The following is an 18,612-nucleotide window of genomic DNA, read 5'->3' as shown; positions in this document are numbered from 1 at the left end:
AGTGCCATGACATGAATGGTGAAGGTCAAGACCGTGGCCGCTGGTGCCACGTCCAAAACCGGGGAGCGCATTCTACGCGATTGCGGCCGCCGAGGCAGGTCGGCGTTGACGCGCGGTTTTCGGTGTTCTGCGAAAGCGCTATCCGAATGGGCAAGTGTGGGGCAAGCGTGGGGGCAAACGTGAGGTCATGCCGTCGGCACGTTCACTCCGTCAGGATATGCAGTTCACGGTCCCAGCGGCGCAGGAACGCCTGGCGTCGCAGCGCATCGACGAAGGCGAGCAGCGAGGCGTTGATCGGAATCGGGTAGAGGTGATCGCCGACTTGATCGCGCAGTCGCTGTGCGGTGTAAGGGCCGACGACGTCATCGCGCACGCTGAACAGCGGCGTCTGCCCGGCAAGAATGTGCTGTCCGCGACGGCTCAGCAGAAACGCGACGAAGCGCTTCGCGGCTTCGGGATGCGGGGCGTCGCGATGCACGAACGCCATGCGCATCAGCACCAGCGAATAGTCGTTGGGCACCTGCACGATGATGTCGGGATGCGTCTGCGCCCAGACCATGGCGTAGGAGCCGAGCAGGTTGTAACCGAGCCAATAGCGCCCATCGCTCAACCCTTCGAGCATCTTTCGGGTGGTCTTCTCGAGATGCACGTCGGCCGCGCCCATGGCCGCGACCAGATCCCAGACTCGCGGTGTATAGCGCGCATCCTGCTGATAGAGCGTATAGCCGACGCCGCTGTCACGCGGGGAGTAGCCCACCACACGCCCATCAAGCCACTCGCGGTAGTCGGTAAGCAGTTGGAGCAGGTCGCGGTGCGTCTCCGGTGGCGGCATGTGCGAAGCGAGTTCCAGTCGATACGCCATCACGATGGGCTCGAAGGTAAAACCGAAGACCTCGTCTCGCCACTTCGCCCACGCTGGCCACTGATCCGCTTCCGGGGCGTCGAGCGGCTGTGCCACTCCCTCGTTGCTCAGCGCCATCTGCCAGGGCATGGCCGAGCTGATCACCACGTCCGGCGGATCGCGAGTGTCGCGGGCGCGCTGATCCACGGTCAGCGTCGAGCGGTCGCGATAGTCGAGCTCGATCCGGGGATTCTCCGCGGCGAACGCCTCGAGCACCGGCTCGAAGACGTCGCGGTCCAGCGCGGCTTCGATGATCAGCGGCGTTGCGGCCCGCGCCGCCGAACTCGCCATCAGGCCGACAGAGAGTCCGACCAGCAGCCAGGTCACCAGGCGGAAACGGGGTGGTGATCGATGCTTCATGCCGCGGACTCCGGGGGTGAGGCACTACGTGAAAGATCGATGTACAAACGCAGGCCACGAGGCTGGCATGTCTCGATCCGTAGTCGTGTACCGTGTCGCTGCGCGATTGAATCGGCAATGGCGAGTCCCAGCCCGGAGCCTTCGGTGTCCTGACGCTGCGCGCGCTCGAATGGCCGGGTCAGACGCGAGACGGCATCGGCAGGCACGCCCGGGCCATCGTCTTCGATACTCAGCCGCACGTCGTCGCCGATCGCCGCGAGCTTCAGCGTGATCGTGCTCCCGGGCGGGGTATATCGGCAGGCATTGTCGATCCAGTTATGGAGCAGCTCGGCCAGCGCCCAGGCCTCGCCGTCGATCCACACCGGCGTCGATGCCTCGATCGCAAGCCCCAGGTCGTGCGCCTGACTGGCCTCGCGTTCGGCCCACTCGATAACGATGTCGCGCAGCAGCCGATCGAGCGCCAGCGGGCGGCGCTCGTGTGTCGGGCCGAGGTGGTCGAGGCGAGTCAGGCTCAGCATCTGGCCTGCCAGGCGGCTGGTGCGCCCTGCGCTTGCCTGCACGGCGGTCAGCGCGCGACGCCATTCGGCGGGGTCTTCGACCGCCAGCGCCAGTTCGCTGGTACTTTGCAGGCCGGCCAGCGGTGTCTTGAGCTGGTGGGACGCATCGGCAATGAAGCGCAGCAGCATGTCGCGTTGGCCGCGCTGATCGGCGAACAGTCGGTTGAGGGTATCGAGCAGCTCCTGCATCTCGCGTGGCACGCCGAGCTCGATCGGGCTGATGTCATCGGCACGACGCGCCCGCAGCGTCCGCCGTAACGCCTTGAGCGGTGACAGCGCGGTGAGCATGGCGATGGTGACCAGCGCGGCCGTGATCATCACCATGGCAACGAATCGGGTGGCGCTCTTCTCGAACAGTTCGCCCGCCAGCACGTCGCGGCCGTGACGGGTGTGGCCGACCCATAGCTGGACCGGCTCCTGGGTATCCCAGCCGGCGGAGTCGACTTCGCGTCCGGCCAGCCGAATCCGCGCGCCTTCGAACTCGGCGTCGCGATAGACGGGGCCGGATCGGGCCTGCTGCTCCATCACTTGCGTGATCGGCAGGTCGGCGTTGCGGGTGATGATGCGACCGTTATCCGCCTGGAGCCAGTAGAACACCCGCTCCTGCCAGCGCGTGGCGAGAATCTGCAGTGCCGAGGCGGGTATTTCGAGCGTCGGCGTACCGTCGGGCCACTGCAGTGACTCCGCGATGGTCAGGCTGGCCGCCTCGAGCTGACCGTCCATGGCACGATCCGCGGCCTTGCGTGCGCTGGTCCAGGCCTCGATCAGCAGGAGCGTCCCCAGCCCGGCGACGATGATCACCAGCCACAGCGTAAGGCGACGCTTGAGCGAGACCGGGGCCGGCATCACTTGCGGGTTGCCTCTTCATGCCCTGCGGCGCGCTGTTCTCGCGTCTCTTCGAGACGATAGCCCAGGCCGCGCAGTGTGCGGATGGCGAGTCCGCTGCCGGCGAGCCGCTTGCGCAGACGGCTGACGTAGACGTCGAGCGCATTGGCGCCCACGGCCTCGAAACCGAACAGGCGGCCCTCGAGCGTTTCGCGGGGCACGATACGGCCAGTGCTCAGCATCAGTGCCTCGAGCAGGCTGAACTCACGTCGCGGCAGGTCGAGCGGCGACCCTGCGAGCCAGGCGCTGGTCGAGCCGGTGTCGAGGACGAGGGGCCCGAAGCGCAGGCTGTTATCGAGCCTTTGCTGACTGCGCCGGAGCAGGGCGCGCACGCGAGCTTCCAGCTCGGTGATCGAAAACGGCTTGGCGAGATAGTCGTCGGCGCCGAGATCCAATCCGCGCACGCGGTCCTCCAGCGCGTCGCGCGCGGTCAGAATCAGCACCGGCGTGGCGTCGTGTCGGTCGCGAAGGGTCGCCAGCAGGGACAGACCGTCGCCATCCGGCAGGCCGAGATCCAGCAGTACCAGATCGAAGCGGCTCTGTTTCAGCGCGCCGTTGGCCTGGTCGAGTCTCGAGAAGGCATCGACGGTATAGCCGTGGCGCGACATCGCCTGGGAGAGCGAGCGCGAAAGCAGCGGATCGTCTTCGATCACCAGCAGGTGCATGTCGAAACCTCGAGCAGGGTCATTATGTGGGACCGAGCCGATTGACGGCCGCCGGATGCGGTAGTCGGGCGCGGGCTCTACGACCAATGTCTTATAAGACCAAAGGACTAGATGACAGGTTGGCGACAGGTTGGCGCTCTAGCATCGCCACGATGCGGCTCGAACCGGCGTCAGTCCGGTAGCCGCGATCAGGTTTGCGAGCATAACAACCCAGGAGACGCAGAGCATGCCGAAATCTATCTCTCTCCGCCGCTGGCTGGTCGCCGCCGTGACTGGCGGCGCGCTGCTCACCGGCGCCGTTCAGGCCCAGGCCAAGCCGCCGGAATGTATCGCCCCGGCCAAACCGGGCGGCGGTTACGATCTGACCTGCCGACTGGCCGCCAATGGCCTGCAGGACGCCAAGCTGATCGATGAGCCGATGATGGTCAGCTACATGCCGGGTGGCATCGGTGCCGTCGCCTACAACCACGTGACGGGCGTGCGTGACGACGATCCCAACCTCATCGTGGCGGCCAGTACCGGTGCGGCGCTCAACCTGGCACTGGGCAAGTTCGGCCAGCAGCACAAGGTCGATGACGTGCGCTGGCTTGGCGCGCTGGGGGTCGACTACGGCGCGATCGTGGTACGCAAGGACGCGCCGTGGCAGAACCTCGACGAGCTGATGAAGGCGATGAAGCAGAACCCTTCCAGCGTGGTGATCGGCGCGGGCGGCACTATCGGCAGTCAGGACTGGATGAAAGCCGCGCTGATGGCCAAGGCTGACGATGTCGACCCGCGCAAGCTGCGCTATGTCTCCTTCGAGGGGGGCGGCGAGGCCCTGGCTGCGCTGCTCGGCGAGCACATTCAGGTTTTCACCGGCGATCTGGCCGAGCTCAAACCGCAGCTCGACAGCGGCGAGATCCGCATCCTGGCGGCCCTCTCCGAAGAACGCATGGGCGGGCCCTATGCCGACATTCCCACGGCGAAAGAGCAGGGTTACGACGTCGAGTGGCCGATCTGGCGTGGCTACTACATGGGGCCGAACGTCTCTGACGCGGAGTATCAGAAGTGGGCGGATCGTCTCGAGCAGCTCAGCGAGACCGAGAGCTTCGCCAAGCTGCGTGAAGGTCGTGGGCTGTTTCCGATGTCGAAATTCGGTGACGACTTCCACCAGTACGTGACCCAGCAGGTTGCCGATTTCACCCAGCTGGCCAAGGACGTGGGTCTGACCCAATGAATCTAGCCGCCGACCGAATCTTGAGTCTTCTGTTGCTCGGTCTGGCGGCGTTCATCGCCGTCCAGGCCTGGCATCTCGACGTGCCGTTCAGCTACGACCCGGTAGGGCCGAAGGCGTTTCCGCTGATTCTTTCGGCACTCCTGGCGATTCTGGCGGTGGTGCTGTTCGTGCGCCCGGGGCCGAGCGGTCAGTGGCCGAGCGGGGCGCTGTTGCTGCGTCTGCTGTTCACGCTGGTGTTGCTGTTCGTCTATGCCGCGCTGTTCGTCGATCTCGGCTTTCTGGCGACCACGGCAATCGTCAGTGTGGCGATCGCCTGGCTGTTCGGTGCGACGCCGCTCAAGGCGCTGATCGGCGGTGTGCTGCTCGCCGCCGGCAGTTACCTGCTGTTCACCTACGCCCTGGGAATCTCGCTGCCGACCGGTAGCTGGATCGAGCCGTTGCTGGGAGCCAATTGATGTTCGATTTTCTGATTCAAGGCTTCGGCGTCGCGCTGACGCCGCTCAATCTCGGCCTGGCGTTCCTGGGCGCGTTGCTGGGTACGCTGTTCGGTGCGCTGCCCGGCATCGGCCCGATCAACGGCATCGCCATCCTGATGCCGCTGGCCTATACGTTGGGGCTGCCGGCCGAATCCTCGCTGATCCTGCTCGCCGGCATCTATACCGGGTCCGAATATGGCGGACGCATGTCGAGCATTCTGCTCAACGTGCCGGGCGATGCCGGCGCGGTGATGACCACGCTCGACGGCCACCCGCTGGCCAAGAAGGGGCTTGCCGGGCCGGCGCTGGGGCTCTCGGCCGTCAGCTCGTTCATCGGTGCGACCGTTGCCATCCTCGGCCTGACGCTGTTCGCGCCGCTGCTGGCGATCGTCGCGGTGAAATTCGGCCCCGCCGAGTTCTTCGCGCTGATGATCTTCGCCTTCGCGTCGATGTCCGCAATGATGGGCAAGGACCCGCTCAAGACGCTGATCGGCGCTGTGCTGGGCGTGCTGATCTCTACCGTGGGCGTCGACTCCGGCACCGGTGTCCTGCGTTTCACATTCGACATGCCCGAGCTCTACGACGGTATCGATTTCGTCGTCATGATCATCGGGCTGTTCGCGGTCAGCGAGATTCTGCTGATGCTCGAGCACGCCTTCCGTCACGATCAGGACGGCGAGATGGCGCCGATCGGCCGCGTCATGGTCAAGCTAAGCGAAGTGCTCCACTGCAAGTGGGCGATTCTACGCTCCAGCGTGATTGGCTTCGTCATCGGTATCCTGCCGGGAACCGGCGCCTCGGTGGCGAGTGCGGTGGCCTATACCACGGAGAAGCGTATCAGCGATCATGACAACAGCTTCGGCACCGGCAACATGCGCGGTCTGGCGGCGCCGGAAGCGGCCAACAACGCCTCGGCGGCGGGGTCGTTCGTGCCCATGCTGACGCTCGGGATTCCCGGCTCCGGCACGACCGCGATCCTTCTTGGCGCGCTGATGCTCTACAACATCAATCCGGGCCCGATGATGTTTCGCGAGCAGCCAGTGGTGGTCGGCGGTCTGATCGCCTCGCTCTACATCGGCAACGTGATGCTGCTGCTGCTCAATCTGCCGCTGGCCGGCGTCTTTGCCCGGGTGCTGCAGGTGCCGCGCTGGCTTCTGGTGCCGAGCGTCGCGATTCTCGCCTTCGTCGGCGTCTACCAGCTCCATTCGGATCTGATGGCGATCTACCTGATGCTGGTCATCGGCGTGTTCGGCTATCTGCTGCGCAAATTCGGTTTCTCGCTGGCGCCGGTGGTACTCGGCTTCGTGCTGGGCGGGTTGATGGAGGAGAATCTGCGTCGAGCGCTCTCGATCAGCGGCGGGGATGCCGCGATCCTGTGGCAGTCGGGACTCTCCATCGGGCTCTGGGTCGCCGCCGCGCTGGTCGCTTTCCTGCCGCTGGTCGCTGGCAAGCTCAAGGCGAAATTCCTGCCGGCGGCCAAGGCGCCCTAATACCGGGATGGCGTGATGCGCTGGCAGCAGTGGACGGCCCTCGCTTCGGCGGGGGCTTCTCGCGTCTGGGCACGCGATCGGTCTGTCGGCGATGGGCTAAGACCTTTGCGGTCTAACACCGCGTGCGTGCAGCGGCTACCTTGATAAAGCGCTGGCAACGATTCCCGGGTGGTCTCGGCGTTGCGTGAGGATGCCGCTGCGAAGAGTTCGAGACGTTATCAACGGGAGACCGCACGGCGGCAGCGCAAGGCAAGGCGGCGCGAGGCAAGGCAGCGCAAGGAGAGTCGGTATGACGAGCGAAAGCGGAGAAATAGCCTTTGTACGCGAACAGCTCGCGCCGCACGGCGAGCTGCGCGTGGCCATCAACTACGGCAATCCGGTGCTGGCTCAGCGCGGCAAGGAGGGTCAGCCGGTCGGCGTTTCCGCACTTCTGGCGCGGTCGCTGGCGGCCGAGCTCGAGGTGGAGCTCGACTTCGTGACGTTCGACGCCGCCGGCGAGGCGTTCAAGGCGGTCGACGAGGCCGGCTGGCGATTGGGGTTCCTGGCGCGAGACCCGATTCGCGCGGAAAAAGTCCGCTTCACCGAACCCTACGTGATCATCGAAGGCACTTATCTGGTCCGTCGGGATTCGCCGTTCCATCATATCGGCGAACTGGATGCCGAAGGTGTGACTATCGCCGTCGGGCAGGGCGCTGCCTATGACCTCTTTCTCTCGCGCGAGCTTTGCCATGCCACGCTGAAGCGGGCGCCGACCTCTGCCGCGGCGATCAAACTGTTCGTGGAGGAGCGCCTGGATGCCGCGGCGGGCGTGCGCCAGCCGCTGGAACGATACGCCAGCGAGCATGCCGACTTCCGCGTGCTGCCCGGACAGTTCACCACCATCGAGCAGTGCATGGCGATCCCCAAGGCTTACGCGGCCGCGGCCGATTACGTCGAGCGATTTCTGGCGCGCATGAAGCGCGAAGGCGAGGTCAAGCGCGGCCTGCTCGAAAGCGGTCAGTCAGAGGCGCAGGAGGCGCCCTGAGCGCCGAGATGCCCAGCGTCCGCGAGGCGGATGTCGAGGGCATCGAGGCGAGTCACGAAGGCTTCACATGCGGACCGGTTTTTCTGTTATGATGCGCCCCCTCGATGAGGCTCCGCCGCGTTACTCGACCGGCGACGATGAGCCGAAGCGATTCGGAGAGGTGGCAGAGCGGTCGAATGCACCGCACTCGAAATGCGGCATACCTTCGCGGGTATCGAGGGTTCAAATCCCTCCCTCTCCGCCAAACATGAAGAAACCGGCTCATCGCAGCCGGTTTTTTTGTGTCCGCTCGTCCCCTGGTGGGCTTCCGGTAGGCCACCGGCGGCGACAAAACCCGGTCCTGGCGGTTGCTTGTGCTCGCCTTCGGCCTCGATTTCCGCGGCCGGGGGCGTTTCTCAGCCCGTTGCCGTGCGTGGTGTTGGTATCACCTCCATCACGGCGGCAGTGATGACCAACGCCGCTCCGATGATCTGGATCATGGCAAGCGGTTCGCCGGCGAAAAGGGCGGCGGAAAAGACGCCGACGAGGACCTCGCTCATCATCAGGATGCCGAGGCGGGCCGGGGCGAGATGGCCGGCTGCCCAGACCACGATCGCGAGCGAAGCGGCCCACCATACGCCCGCGGCGGCGAGTGCCCAGCCGGCGGCAGTCCACGGCGCGTCGATTATCGAGAGCCGCTTGACCAGCAGGTCGGGCACTATCAGTTCCGGAGACAGTGCCGGCATCAGCAGCAGGGCGGCGATCACGGCGCCGATGGCAAACAGGAAACTCCCTTCGCCGGGGCCGAGCGTGTTGTGCTCCCGCATGCCGCTGGACGCGATGGCCCAGAGGGCGCCGGAAGCGAGGCCAAGCCAGTCTCCCGGCCCTTGCGGTAGCGGCGAACCGTTGCCGCTCATGACCAGCCCCAGCCCGCCGAGCCCCAGCGCGATGACTGCCATTCGGCGGCCGGTCAGCGGCCAGCGCCACCAGAACCGCTCGATCAGCGTGCTCCACACCGGCGTGAGATAGAACAGCAGAATGACCACCGCGACCTGACCGTAGACCAGCGCAATGGAGTAGAGCATGAAAGCGGCGCCGCCGAGGGCCACGGAGACCAGTCCCTTGGCCGAGGCCCGGCGCAGGCGATGGCGATAGTGCCAAGCCCAGGGCAACAGCAGCAGGCATGCCGTGACGGCGATGATCAGCGAGCCGAACACGCCGCCGAGGTGGTGTTGCTCGAGTTCGCGAACCGGCAGCCAGTAGAAGCCCCAGAGCCCGCCGGCAAGAAGGATGCCCATGGAGGCCAGCCGTACGCCGCGGCTGGCTGGCGCGAGGGGTGAATCGTCTAGCGTGGTGGCCTTCCCTGGCACGTGATTTCCTTTGGCGGCGAGTGTCTTCCGGCGACTGTCTTTGGTGATCAGTCGGCAGCCGCTTCCAGCGCCGCGACCGCCGGGAGCGTCTTGCCTTCGACGTATTCGAGGAAGGCACCGCCACCGGTAGAGATATAGGAGACCCGATCGGCGATGCCGTACTTGTCGATGGCGGCGAGGGTATCGCCGCCGCCGGCGATGGAGAAGGCGTCACTGGCGGCGATCGCCTGGGATATCACTTCGGTGCCCTTGCCGAACTGGTCGATCTCGAACACGCCGACGGGGCCGTTCCAGAGGATTGTGCCGGCATTCTTGAGCAGGCCGGCAAGGCGTTTGGCGGTATCGGGGCCGATATCGAGAATCATTTCGTCGTCACCGACCTGATCGACCGGCTTCACCACCGCCTCCGCGGATTCGGAAAATTCGGTGGCAACCACGACGTCGCTCGGCAGCGGGATCTCGACCTTGGCCATGAGCTCCTTGGCCTTGCCGACCAGGTCCGCTTCGTAGAGCGACTTGCCGACGTTGTACCCCGCCGCGGCGATGAAGGTGTTGGCGATCCCGCCGCCGACGATCAGCTGATCGCACTTGTCGGCCAGCGAGTAGAGCACGTCGAGCTTGGTCGACACCTTGGAGCCGCCGACGATCGCCGCCATCGGGCGTTTGGGCGAGCTCAGCGCCTTTTCCAGCGCGTCGAGTTCGCCGGCCAGCAGCGGCCCCGCGCACGCCTGCGGTGCGAAGCGCGCCACTCCGTGGGTCGAGGCCTGGGCGCGATGGGCGGTGCCGAACGCGTCCATGACGTAGACGTCGCAGAGCGCGGCGTAAGCCTTGGCGAGCGCCTCGTCGTCCTTCTTCTCGCCCGGGTTGTAGCGCACGTTCTCGAGCAGCACGATCTCGCCGGCGTCGATCTCGACCTCGCCACCGAGATAGTCTTTCTCCAGTCGTACCGGCTTGCCCAGCAGTTCGGAGAGGTGCGCTGCCACCGGCGCGAGGGTGAACTCGTCCGCCGGCTCGCCCTCGGTCGGGCGACCCAGGTGGCTCATCAGCATGACGCTCGCGCCGGCATCGAGCGCGGCCTGGATGGTCGGCAGACTGGCGCGGATGCGCGCATCGCTGGTGACCTTGCCACCCTTGACGGGAACGTTCAGATCCTCGCGGATCAGCACGCGCTTTCCGGACAGGTCCAGATCGGTCATCTTGCGTACGGTCATGAACTCCACTCCTTGTGGTGGGGAATTGCCGCGTCGGTCGACGGCAGTTCCAGCCAGTGACGGGCGACATCGAGCATACGGTTGGCAAACCCCCACTCGTTGTCGAACCAGCAAAGCAGCTTGAGCAGGCGGCCGCCGGCCACCCGGGTCTGAGTGGCATCCACGATACCCGAGCGCGGGTCGTGGTTGAAGTCGACCGAGGCCATCGGCTCGACGGTAATACCGAGCAGTCCGAGGTAGCGTTCGCGACTCGCTTCGGCAAGACAGGCGTTGATGGCGGCGGCATCGGCGTCTCGCTCGAGCGAGATCGCCATGTCCATGGCCGAGACGTTGATCGTCGGCACGCGCACGTGCAGGCACTCGAAGCGCTCGGCAAGGTGCGGCATCAGGCGTCCGATACCGCGTGCCAGGCCGGAGTCGACGGGCACGATCGACTGCATCGCGGAGCGCGTCAAACGTAAGTCGCTGCGGTGGTAGGCATCGATCACTGGCTGGTCGTTCATCGCCGAGTGAATGGTGGTCGTAACGCCATGCGAGACGCCGTAGTGGCGTTCGAGCACATCGAGAATCGGCACCAGGCAGTTCGTCGTGCACGAAGCCGCCGAGACGATGCGCATGGCCGGTGCAATGACGTGGTGGTTGACGCCGTAGACCACGGTCGCATCGACGTCTGCCTCGGCCGGCTGCGAAAACAGCAGCCTTGCCGCCCCGGCGTCGAGATGACGCTCGGCGGTAGCGCGATCCTTGAAGCTGCCCGAGCACTCCAGTACCAGGTCGATACCGAGATCCGCCCAGTCGAGCGCCTCGGGTTCGGGAGCGCTGCAAATCTGGATCGCGCTGCCGTTGATGATCAGGCAGCCATCACGCGTCTCGACGCGACCGGGAAATCGCCCATGTGTCGTGTCGTAGCGAGTGAGATAGGCGATCGTCTCGAGATCCGAAAGCTCGTTGATCGCGACCACTTCCAGAGGCAGGTCGGGCCGCTCGACCAGCGCGCGCAGCACGCTCTGGCCGATACGGCCGTAGCCGTTGATGGCGACTCGGTAGGTCATGGGGCGCACTGCCGCAGTTGGGGAACGGAAGTGCGCATGGTAGCGCATTCCTCCCGGGCCGTGAGCGCATCAGGCGCTGAACCTGTGGCGGCTTTTGTTCGGCCAGACCTAGACGGGCGCTGCGACCAACGCCTTTGGGAGCAGACCTCACTCCAACCCGACTTCACTGATCGTACCGGAAGCCGAGCTCGCTCCAATTTGACACAGTCGATCGCTCCGGGAGTCGAGTTCGACCTGTATCGCCAGCCGGGAATCCGTCAGGCGAACCTGGCGGCGATCGCCTGCAGGCGCTCGGCCAATGTTTCCGGCATCTCCATCGGTAGCAGATGGCCGTAACCCGGAAAGACCTCGAGCTCGCCGTGCTCGAGGTGCGGCATGACGAGTTCGCGCTGGGTCGATGGCGGCAGAGAGGGGTCCTTGTCGCCGACCAGCACCCAGGCCGGCAAGTCGAGCGTACCGACCCGGTCGGCCCAGTCTTCGGCGTAGGTTTCGCTGGGCCAGGCGCGCCACGCCGCGGGGTTGGCGTTGATCGCATCCTCGACCGCCTGCTGGTAAAGGTGCGGGGCGAGAGTGACCGCGCTGGCGCCGTCGATGAACTGACGCGCCTGCGCTTCGCTGAAGTCGAAGTCGAGCTGGAATCGATGTTCCTCGTTGCTGATCGGCTGCGGGCCGGGAGGCGACGGCGCGACGAGGACGAGCGCGCGCAGCCAGTCTGGCCGCTCGGCGGCGACGGTCATCGCCATGCGGCCCGAGAAAGAGTGGCCGACGAGAATCACGTTCTCGAGCTCGGCGGATTCGATCGCATCCCGCACATGCCGCGTCATGGCGGCAACGTCGTACCCGGTCACGTCGCTGGCCCGGCCAAAGCCTGGCATGTCCAGCGTGACGACGCGGATATCGGCAGAGAGCAGCGGCAGCACCGGTGCCCATTCGTGGTGAGAGCTGCCAAAGAAGTGCATCAGTACCAGGGTCGGGTTGCCCTGTCGGGTGTCGCTAGCAAGGGTCATTGGTTGGCCTCCGTGCCAAGTCCATGTCCGTTACAGCGTAGCTGGCCGGCGGCTGTTGTCAGGCATCCGCCTGTAGTTGCGACACGTCGGTACCCGAGCTGGCGACAGCGCGGAACGGTCATGTCCGAAGGTACGATCAGAACAGCAGATGCCAAACCAGGGGCAGCACCACGGCGGTGAAGGCGCCGGTCAGGCTCATGCCGAGCGAGGCAAACGCGCCGGCGACGCTGCTGAGCTCGAAGGCGCGGACGGTGCCCAGAGCATGGCCGTTGATGCCGAGCGCCAGGCCGAGGAGTCGATGGTCGTGGATACGCAGCAGTCGCCCGAGCCATTCGACGCCGAAGATCGCGGTCATGCCGGTGACCAGCAGCGCGCCCATCAGCAGTGCAGCGGAGCCGCCGAGCTGTGCGGCGAGGCTCAAGGCGATGGGGGAGGTCACTGACTTGGGCGCCAGCGACGCGAGGACATCGTGCGACGCTCCCAGGCTCCAGGCAATCAGCAGCGCATAGAAGGCGGCCAGCGTTGCCGACAGCGGCAGCGTCAGCAGGATCGGCTTCCACAGGGCGCGAATCTGCGGCAGCTGCTGGTAGAGCGGGACGGCAAGCGCGACCGTCGCTGGGCCGAGCAGCAGCATCAGCCAGGCGGCGCCGCGATTGTAATCCTCGATATCGACCGGCAAGAGGGCGATGACGCCGGCGATCACCAGTGCAGCGATCAGCAGAGGCGGACACCAGCTCGGGCGGCGGATCAGCTTGAATAGCCAGATGCCGAAGAAGTAGGCCCCGAGCGTCAGCGCAATGGCGGCGACGGGGGAGTCGAACCAGAGACCGGGCAGCCGATGAAGTCTCGCCAGCGCGTCACTCATCGGGCTGCTCGTCGATGGCGAGCCGGGGCATGAACCGGCGCATCAGCAGAAGGCTCGAGAGTACGCTCAGCAGCGTGCCGACAACCAGCGCCGCGATGATCGAGACACCCTGGCTCGCGTATCGCCCGGCGACGAAAAATATCTCGACAACGCCCGGCATGACCAGCAGCGCGAGCATCGCGATCAGCGGCTGGCTGACGTGGACGATGTCCGCATTCATGCCACCTCGGTAGACGAACCAGAGCGCCATCAGCAGCATGCCGATGACGCCGCTCGGCATGGGCAGGGCCAGCAGTTCGACCGTGGTCTGTCCCAGCAGGAGAAAAATCAGCAGCCATAGAAAGCCGCGCATCACGGACATGGGTCGTTCCTGAGTGTCGCTTTCAGTCAGCGGAGAAGAGCGGCAAGGATACCAGAACCCAGACGAGAGCCAGGTCGCCAGACTTTCCCATGACGATTTTCAGTCAGCGCGGGGATACGAAACGTGACAATCTGGACGCGCCCGCTACCGCAAGGCTTCCGGCGGCGCTCTCGCGTGGCAATGTACCGACATCGGGCGCAGATACCGTGCACGGGCGTGAACTGTGGCGCATTGTCGCTTATTCTTGGCGGTGGCTTACGCCATTGGTCGATCATCGCTTTCCGCGAGTTGGGCACCTTCACGCGGAGGCGCAGAGGGCTCGAGCCAGCGGGCAGCGCACGCCGCGGGCGGCGTGCTCGCTACGCTCGAGGGAGCGTAGGCGGTGGCCGAGGTGGCGGCGGATGGTGTTCAAGAGTCCGCTGACAACAAGACTGACAGCTCGGGTCGGGCCAGTGGGGGACGGGTAAAGCGTCACCCACCGGGTACCGGGCTCCATCATCGGGTAAATGGCAGGGAAGCAGTCCAAGTCGAGCATTCCCCGGATGACCCATCTAGAGGACAGAGGAAACGTAACATGACCGATATTGCCAAGTTGCTGGGCGACGAAGCCGACAGCCTTCTCAGCTACACCTGCAGCGGATTCAAGAAAGACGATCTGTATCTGCCTGGCCCGGACTTCGTCGATCGTGTCTTCGCCGACAACGACCGCAGTCCGCACGTGCTGCGTAATCTTCAGACGATGTTCAACTTCGGCCGCCTGGGTGGCACGGGCTATCTCAGCATTCTGCCAGTGGATCAGGGGATCGAGCACTCGGCGGGCGCCTCGTTTGCGCCGAACCCGATGTACTTCGACCCCAAGAACATCGTCGAGCTCGCTCTTCAGGGCGGCTGCAACTGCGCCTGCTCGACGCTCGGGGTGCTCTCCTCGGTGGCTCGCCGCTACGCGCACAAGATTCCGTTGATGCTCAAGCTCAACCACAACGAGAGCCTGACGCTGCCGGCCATGTACGAGCAGACCATGTTCGCGCAGATCGAACAGGCGCATGACATGGGCTGCGTCGCCGTCGGCGCGACGATCTATTTCGGTTCCGAAGACTGCCGTCGTCAGATTCAGGAAGTGAGCGAGGCGTTCGAACGCGCCCACGAACTGGGCATGGTCACCGTGCTGTGGGCTTACCTGCGCAACCCGGAATTCAAGAAGGACGGCACCGATTATCACGTCGCTTCCGACCTGACCAGTCAGGCGGTCCATCTGGCGGCAACGATCAAGGCCGACATCGTCAAGCAGAAGCTGCCGGAGAACAACGGCGGTTATAAAGCGGTCGGCTTTGGCCACACTCACGACAAGGTCTACAGCGAGCTGACCAGCGATCATCCGATCGATCTGGCGCGCTACCAGGTCGCCAACTCTTTCATGGGGCGCGCCGGACTGATCAACTCCGGTGGTGGTTCCAAGGGGCACTCCGATCTCGGCGAGGCCGTGCGTACCGCGGTGATCAACAAGCGTGCCGGCGGCATGGGGCTGATCTCCGGGCGCAAGGCGTTCCAGAAACCGATGAAAGAGGGCGTGGAGCTGCTCAACGCCATCCAGGACGTCTACCTCTCCAAGGATGTCACCGTCGCCTGACGCTTGACGTCTGAATCGACAAAGGGCCCACCTCGGTGGGCCCTTTGTCTTTGGTCTCTTATGTCTTTAGTCCCTTATGTCGTAGCCCCCTTGAGTCTTCAGCCCTCCTGTCGTTAACCCCTCTGTCGTCACGTTTTCCCCCTCTGCCAAGCCATCTTCTCTCTGCAACCAATGCGACCATCGTCATCTGCCGAGCATCGAGTCGCGCTAGGTTCTTGACCCACTGGCAGTTTTTGACTTCGACTTTGGTCGACCTACCTAAGTCCAATTGTCTGACAAAGTGACCTTCTTTACCTTTCGAGACGCGTTCGATGATAACGCTATCATTCAATGCCCGCCGGTAGAGCGAGTGTGGCCAAGGCCACGAATCCGGACTAACGGGACGGACTGGGGGAGAACGAGATGAAACCGATTTGGGGCAAAACCTGTCTGGCACTGGTCGTTAGTGCCGCCATGGGTGTCGGCGTATCCGCACAGGCTGCCGACGACTGTCCGCTGCCCGGCAATCTGCGCGTCGTGATCGGCTCGACCTCGACCGGTGGCGACACTTACCAGGTTTCGAGCATGGTTGTCGATCAACTCGCCGACAAGCTGGACATCAATGCCAAAGTCGATGCGGTGGGCGTGATGCCTGGCTTCCAGGCGCTCCAGCGCAGTCGCCACGGCAACACCATCATGATTTTTCACGATGGCGCCTACCTCGGCAATCTCTACGGCGTGAACGGCTATCCCAATATCTTCGATCAGTATGTCGTCGGGCCGACCATTGCCATCAATCCCGGCAACGCCTATCTGGTGCCCAAGGGTTCGCCCTACGAGTCGATGAGCGACGTCATCGAGGCGGCGGGCAACGGTAAGCAGATCCGCGTCGCGATTCAGCCAGGCAGCGTCTCCGAGATTGGCTTCTCCGCACTCAAGAATGCCGTGCGCCTGAAATATCCCGGCAAGGAGAGCAACATCGTCGCGGTCAACACCGGCTCGCAGGCTGACAAGAACCAGCTGTTGTTCGATGGTGCGGTGGATATGATCAACGGCTCCGTGCAGGCCAATGAGCAGTACACCCAACTGCCGGCCGACGATCAGAAGGCGATGCGATTCGTCTGGCTCACGGCGCGCGAAGATACGATCCAGCAGACCAACGAGTCGGGCATGGGCGATACCACGCGCGAGCAGCTGCTCGGCTACACCACGCCGAACGTCAGCGTGCCGATGGACGACAGCCAGGACTTCACCTTCGATAAGGAGTTCTTCTTCCTTTACAACAAGGATATGGACCCCGCGGCGATCGACTGCATCGACAATGCGCTGAGCGACATCTACGACCAGGGCGAGATTCAGGAGCAGCTGAAGAAGGCGTTCTTCGTGCCGGATTTCAAGCCCTCCAAGGAAGCGTCCTCCTACCTGAAAGAGAAGAACGATCAGAACCAGACGATCATCAACGATCTCGAGGGCTGATTCTCGTCACCGCCGGCCGATCCTGATCGGCCGGCGCCTCCGTCCGAACGCAAGCCGGCAGTGCGCCGGCGCAGGAGTCGCTTTCCATGGAAAGTCACTGGCTGTCGATGTTCGATGTCACCATCGACTTCGACCAATCGCATCTGTTCTTTCCACGCATCGTCACCACCATTCTGGTGGGGTTGCTGCTGGTGATCGTGGTGACCCGCTTTCGCATGATCGCGCCGGCGATCAAGCGCGCCGGGCGAGTGCTGGTCGGTAGCGAAGGGGCGTTCGACCACAAGCGCTTCTTCGGCACGCTGGCGCTGACCACGGCCTACTTCTACCTGATGGGCGTGTTGAGCGACGTCTTCCCCAACACCGGCTACAGCTTTCTGATCATGTCGGTGATCTTCGTTTTTCTGCTGTCGCTGCTCTATGTCGATCATCTCACACGGCGCCTGTTCGTGATTCTGGTGCTGAACGCGCTGATCGCGCCGGCGCTGGCCTGGTACGTGCTGGCCGAACTGTTTCGCATCACGCTGCCTTGATCACATCGACCTGACTGCCGGAGCCGACTCTCATGGATATCCTGTCCCATCTCACGCCGATGTTCTTCGGGCTAATCGCCGCGGGGACCTTGATCGGCATCATCTTTGGCGCCATACCCGGCATGACCGCGACCATGGCCGTTGCGGTCTGCCTGCCGCTGACTTACGCCTTTGGTCTGGAAAACGGTATTGCGCTGCTACTCGGGCTCTACGTCGGGGGGATTTCCGGCGGCATGGTGCCTGCTGTTCTTATCAACATACCGGGGACACCCTCGTCGATCACCACGACCTTCGATGGCTATCCGATGGCCAAGCGTGGGGAGGGGGAGAGAGCGCTCAAGATCGGCATCGTCGCCTCGGTCTTCGGCGGTCTGTTCAGTGCGGCGGTACTCTTCTTCTTCGCGCCGGTGCTGGCGGACTTCGCGATCAAGTTCTCCTATGTCGAAAAATTCCTGATCATCCTGCTGGCACTGACCGTCATCGCTTCGCTCTGCTCGAACATGCTGATGGGTATCTTCAGTGGCGTGCTCGGGGTCTGGTTGAGCCTGATCGGTACCTATTCGATCACGGAAGGCGGTAACGGCGAGCCGCGCCTGATGTTCGACTTCATGCAGTACTATCTGGTTGACGGCTTCTCGCTGCTGCCCGTGCTGATCGGCCTGTTCGGACTGACGACCGTGCTGCTCGACGCCGAAAAAGGCTTCAAGGACGACGCGGTCCAGGGCAAGATTTCCTTGAAGGGTGGTGCCAAGTTTCGCTTCAACGTCTTCAAGGGACAGCTGCTCAATCTGGTACGGTCTTCCGGTATCGGCACCTTGATCGGGATTCTGCCGGGCGTTGGCGGCAGCGCGGCGTCGGTGCTCGCCTACAGTCAGGAGAAGAATTTCTCGCGCGACTCCTCCCAGATGGGCAAGGGCGCGCCGCAGGGCATCGTCTCCTCCGAGTCCTCCAACAATGCACTGACCGGGGGTGCGCTGGTGCCGCTGCTATCGCTCGGGATACCTGGCGATTCCACGACCGCCATCCTGATCGGTGCCTTCACGCTGCAGGGCATCCAGGTGGGGCCGCTGTTCATCGGCAATAATCTCGATACCTGGTACCTGATGATGATCGCGCTGGTGGCGGCGAACGTATTGATGTTCGGCATCATGTACTTCGCGATTCGCCACATCGCCAAGGTGATCGAGGTGCCGAAGTTCATTCTCTACCCGCTGATCATCATGATGTGCGTGGTCGGTGCCTATGCGATCAACTACGGGATCATGTTCGACGTCTGGACGCTGCTGATCTTCGGTGTCTTCGGCTGGGTCGCGCACAAGGTTGGACTGGAAACGGTGCCGCTGATCATCGGCTTCATTCTCGGCAAGTCGGCGGAGGTCTATTTCGTCAAGAGCATCGAATCCTATGGCAACCTGACAATCTTCTTCACCAAGAGCCCAATTGCCGCCTTCCTGTGGGTGCTGATCGCGGTCTCGGTCGCCTTCGCCATCTACCTGCGGGTTCGCAATCGCCGCCGGCCTGAGGAGATCGAGAGCTGATCGGTGCAGAGGCCGTCCTCCGATCGTTAATCAGACGACCCCG

General features: G+C 64.0%; 17 protein-coding genes and 1 tRNA gene. 9 read left to right on the top strand and 9 right to left on the bottom strand.

Annotated elements, in window-relative coordinates; genetic code table 11:
• Positions 1-202: 202 nt before the first annotated feature.
• From IE125_RS16980 to IE125_RS16970, 3 genes are read right to left on the bottom strand one after another with little or no spacing between them, the layout of a single operon-like run.
• Positions 203-1,261, bottom strand: coding sequence for an ABC transporter substrate-binding protein (locus tag IE125_RS16980; protein ID WP_189445874.1), 1,059 nt, complete (start codon positions 1,259-1,261; stop codon positions 203-205).
• Positions 1,258-2,664, bottom strand: a complete 1,407-nt coding sequence (locus tag IE125_RS16975) for a sensor histidine kinase (RefSeq protein WP_189446058.1) — start codon at positions 2,662-2,664, stop codon at positions 1,258-1,260. Before IE125_RS16975 ends, IE125_RS16980 begins: the two co-directional genes overlap by 4 nt.
• Positions 2,664-3,368, bottom strand: coding sequence for a response regulator (locus tag IE125_RS16970; RefSeq protein WP_189445873.1), 705 nt, complete (start codon positions 3,366-3,368; stop codon positions 2,664-2,666). Before IE125_RS16970 ends, IE125_RS16975 begins: the two co-directional genes overlap by 1 nt.
• A 226-nt stretch (positions 3,369-3,594) precedes the next feature.
• Between IE125_RS16970 and IE125_RS16965 the strand changes: the two genes are divergently transcribed.
• The 5 genes from IE125_RS16965 to IE125_RS16945 all read left to right on the top strand — a co-directional run bounded on the left by IE125_RS16965 (position 3,595) and on the right by IE125_RS16945 (position 7,818).
• Positions 3,595-4,584 (top strand): Bug family tripartite tricarboxylate transporter substrate binding protein, encoded by a 990-nt coding sequence (locus IE125_RS16965; protein WP_189445872.1) that lies wholly within the window; start codon positions 3,595-3,597, stop codon positions 4,582-4,584.
• On the top strand, positions 4,581-5,039 hold the full coding sequence (locus IE125_RS16960; protein WP_189445871.1) for a tripartite tricarboxylate transporter TctB family protein: 459 nt from the start codon (positions 4,581-4,583) through the stop codon (positions 5,037-5,039). Before IE125_RS16965 ends, IE125_RS16960 begins: the two co-directional genes overlap by 4 nt.
• Positions 5,039-6,550, top strand: coding sequence for a tripartite tricarboxylate transporter permease (locus IE125_RS16955; protein ID WP_189445870.1), 1,512 nt, complete (start codon positions 5,039-5,041; stop codon positions 6,548-6,550). The genes IE125_RS16960 and IE125_RS16955 overlap by 1 nt, the downstream gene beginning before the upstream one ends.
• 289 nt (positions 6,551-6,839) lie before the next feature.
• A complete protein-coding gene (locus tag IE125_RS16950) occupies positions 6,840-7,574 on the top strand; it encodes a transporter substrate-binding domain-containing protein (RefSeq protein WP_189445869.1) in 735 nt (244 codons plus the stop codon).
• A 154-nt stretch (positions 7,575-7,728) separates the two neighbouring features.
• A tRNA-Ser gene (locus IE125_RS16945) sits at positions 7,729-7,818 on the top strand.
• A 151-nt stretch (positions 7,819-7,969) separates the two neighbouring features.
• On the opposite strand, the gene IE125_RS16940 is transcribed toward IE125_RS16945, so the two are convergent.
• The 6 genes from IE125_RS16940 to IE125_RS16915 form a co-directional block, all read right to left on the bottom strand.
• Entirely contained in the window at positions 7,970-8,923 is a 954-nt protein-coding gene (locus IE125_RS16940; RefSeq protein ID WP_229809178.1) for a DMT family transporter, read from the bottom strand.
• 47 nt (positions 8,924-8,970) lie between these two features.
• Positions 8,971-10,134, bottom strand: coding sequence for a phosphoglycerate kinase (locus IE125_RS16935; RefSeq protein ID WP_189445868.1), 1,164 nt, complete (start codon positions 10,132-10,134; stop codon positions 8,971-8,973).
• Positions 10,131-11,186, bottom strand: coding sequence for a type I glyceraldehyde-3-phosphate dehydrogenase (locus tag IE125_RS16930; protein ID WP_189445867.1), 1,056 nt, complete (start codon positions 11,184-11,186; stop codon positions 10,131-10,133). Before IE125_RS16930 ends, IE125_RS16935 begins: the two co-directional genes overlap by 4 nt.
• A 257-nt stretch (positions 11,187-11,443) precedes the next feature.
• Positions 11,444-12,193 (bottom strand): alpha/beta fold hydrolase, encoded by a 750-nt coding sequence (locus IE125_RS16925; RefSeq protein WP_189445866.1) that lies wholly within the window; start codon positions 12,191-12,193, stop codon positions 11,444-11,446.
• Positions 12,194-12,329: 136 nt separating this feature from the next.
• Complete coding sequence (locus IE125_RS16920) at positions 12,330-13,058, bottom strand: LrgB family protein (protein ID WP_189445865.1); 729 nt, start codon at positions 13,056-13,058, stop codon at positions 12,330-12,332.
• On the bottom strand, positions 13,051-13,419 hold the full coding sequence (locus IE125_RS16915; RefSeq protein ID WP_189445864.1) for a CidA/LrgA family protein: 369 nt from the start codon (positions 13,417-13,419) through the stop codon (positions 13,051-13,053). The genes IE125_RS16920 and IE125_RS16915 overlap by 8 nt, the downstream gene beginning before the upstream one ends.
• 574 nt (positions 13,420-13,993) lie before the next feature.
• On the opposite strand from IE125_RS16915, the gene IE125_RS16910 reads away from it, so the two are divergent.
• The 4 genes from IE125_RS16910 to IE125_RS16895 all read left to right on the top strand — a co-directional run bounded on the left by IE125_RS16910 (position 13,994) and on the right by IE125_RS16895 (position 18,569).
• On the top strand, positions 13,994-15,046 hold the full coding sequence (locus IE125_RS16910; protein ID WP_189445863.1) for a class I fructose-bisphosphate aldolase: 1,053 nt from the start codon (positions 13,994-13,996) through the stop codon (positions 15,044-15,046).
• Positions 15,047-15,448: 402 nt separating this feature from the next.
• Positions 15,449-16,501: a type 2 periplasmic-binding domain-containing protein gene (locus IE125_RS16905; protein ID WP_189445862.1), complete on the top strand. Its 1,053-nt coding sequence runs from the start codon at positions 15,449-15,451 to the stop codon at positions 16,499-16,501.
• An 86-nt stretch (positions 16,502-16,587) separates the two neighbouring features.
• Positions 16,588-17,031, top strand: coding sequence for a tripartite tricarboxylate transporter (locus IE125_RS16900; protein ID WP_189445861.1), 444 nt, complete (start codon positions 16,588-16,590; stop codon positions 17,029-17,031).
• 32 nt (positions 17,032-17,063) lie between these two features.
• Complete coding sequence (locus tag IE125_RS16895) at positions 17,064-18,569, top strand: tripartite tricarboxylate transporter permease (protein ID WP_189445860.1); 1,506 nt, start codon at positions 17,064-17,066, stop codon at positions 18,567-18,569.
• Positions 18,570-18,612 lie beyond the last annotated feature (43 nt).

Source organism: Salinicola rhizosphaerae, assembly GCF_014652715.1.
Lineage (GTDB): Bacteria > Pseudomonadota > Gammaproteobacteria > Pseudomonadales > Halomonadaceae > Salinicola > Salinicola rhizosphaerae.
Note: the sequence above shows the minus strand (reverse complement) of the source record. Positions and strands in the feature narration are given on the sequence as shown.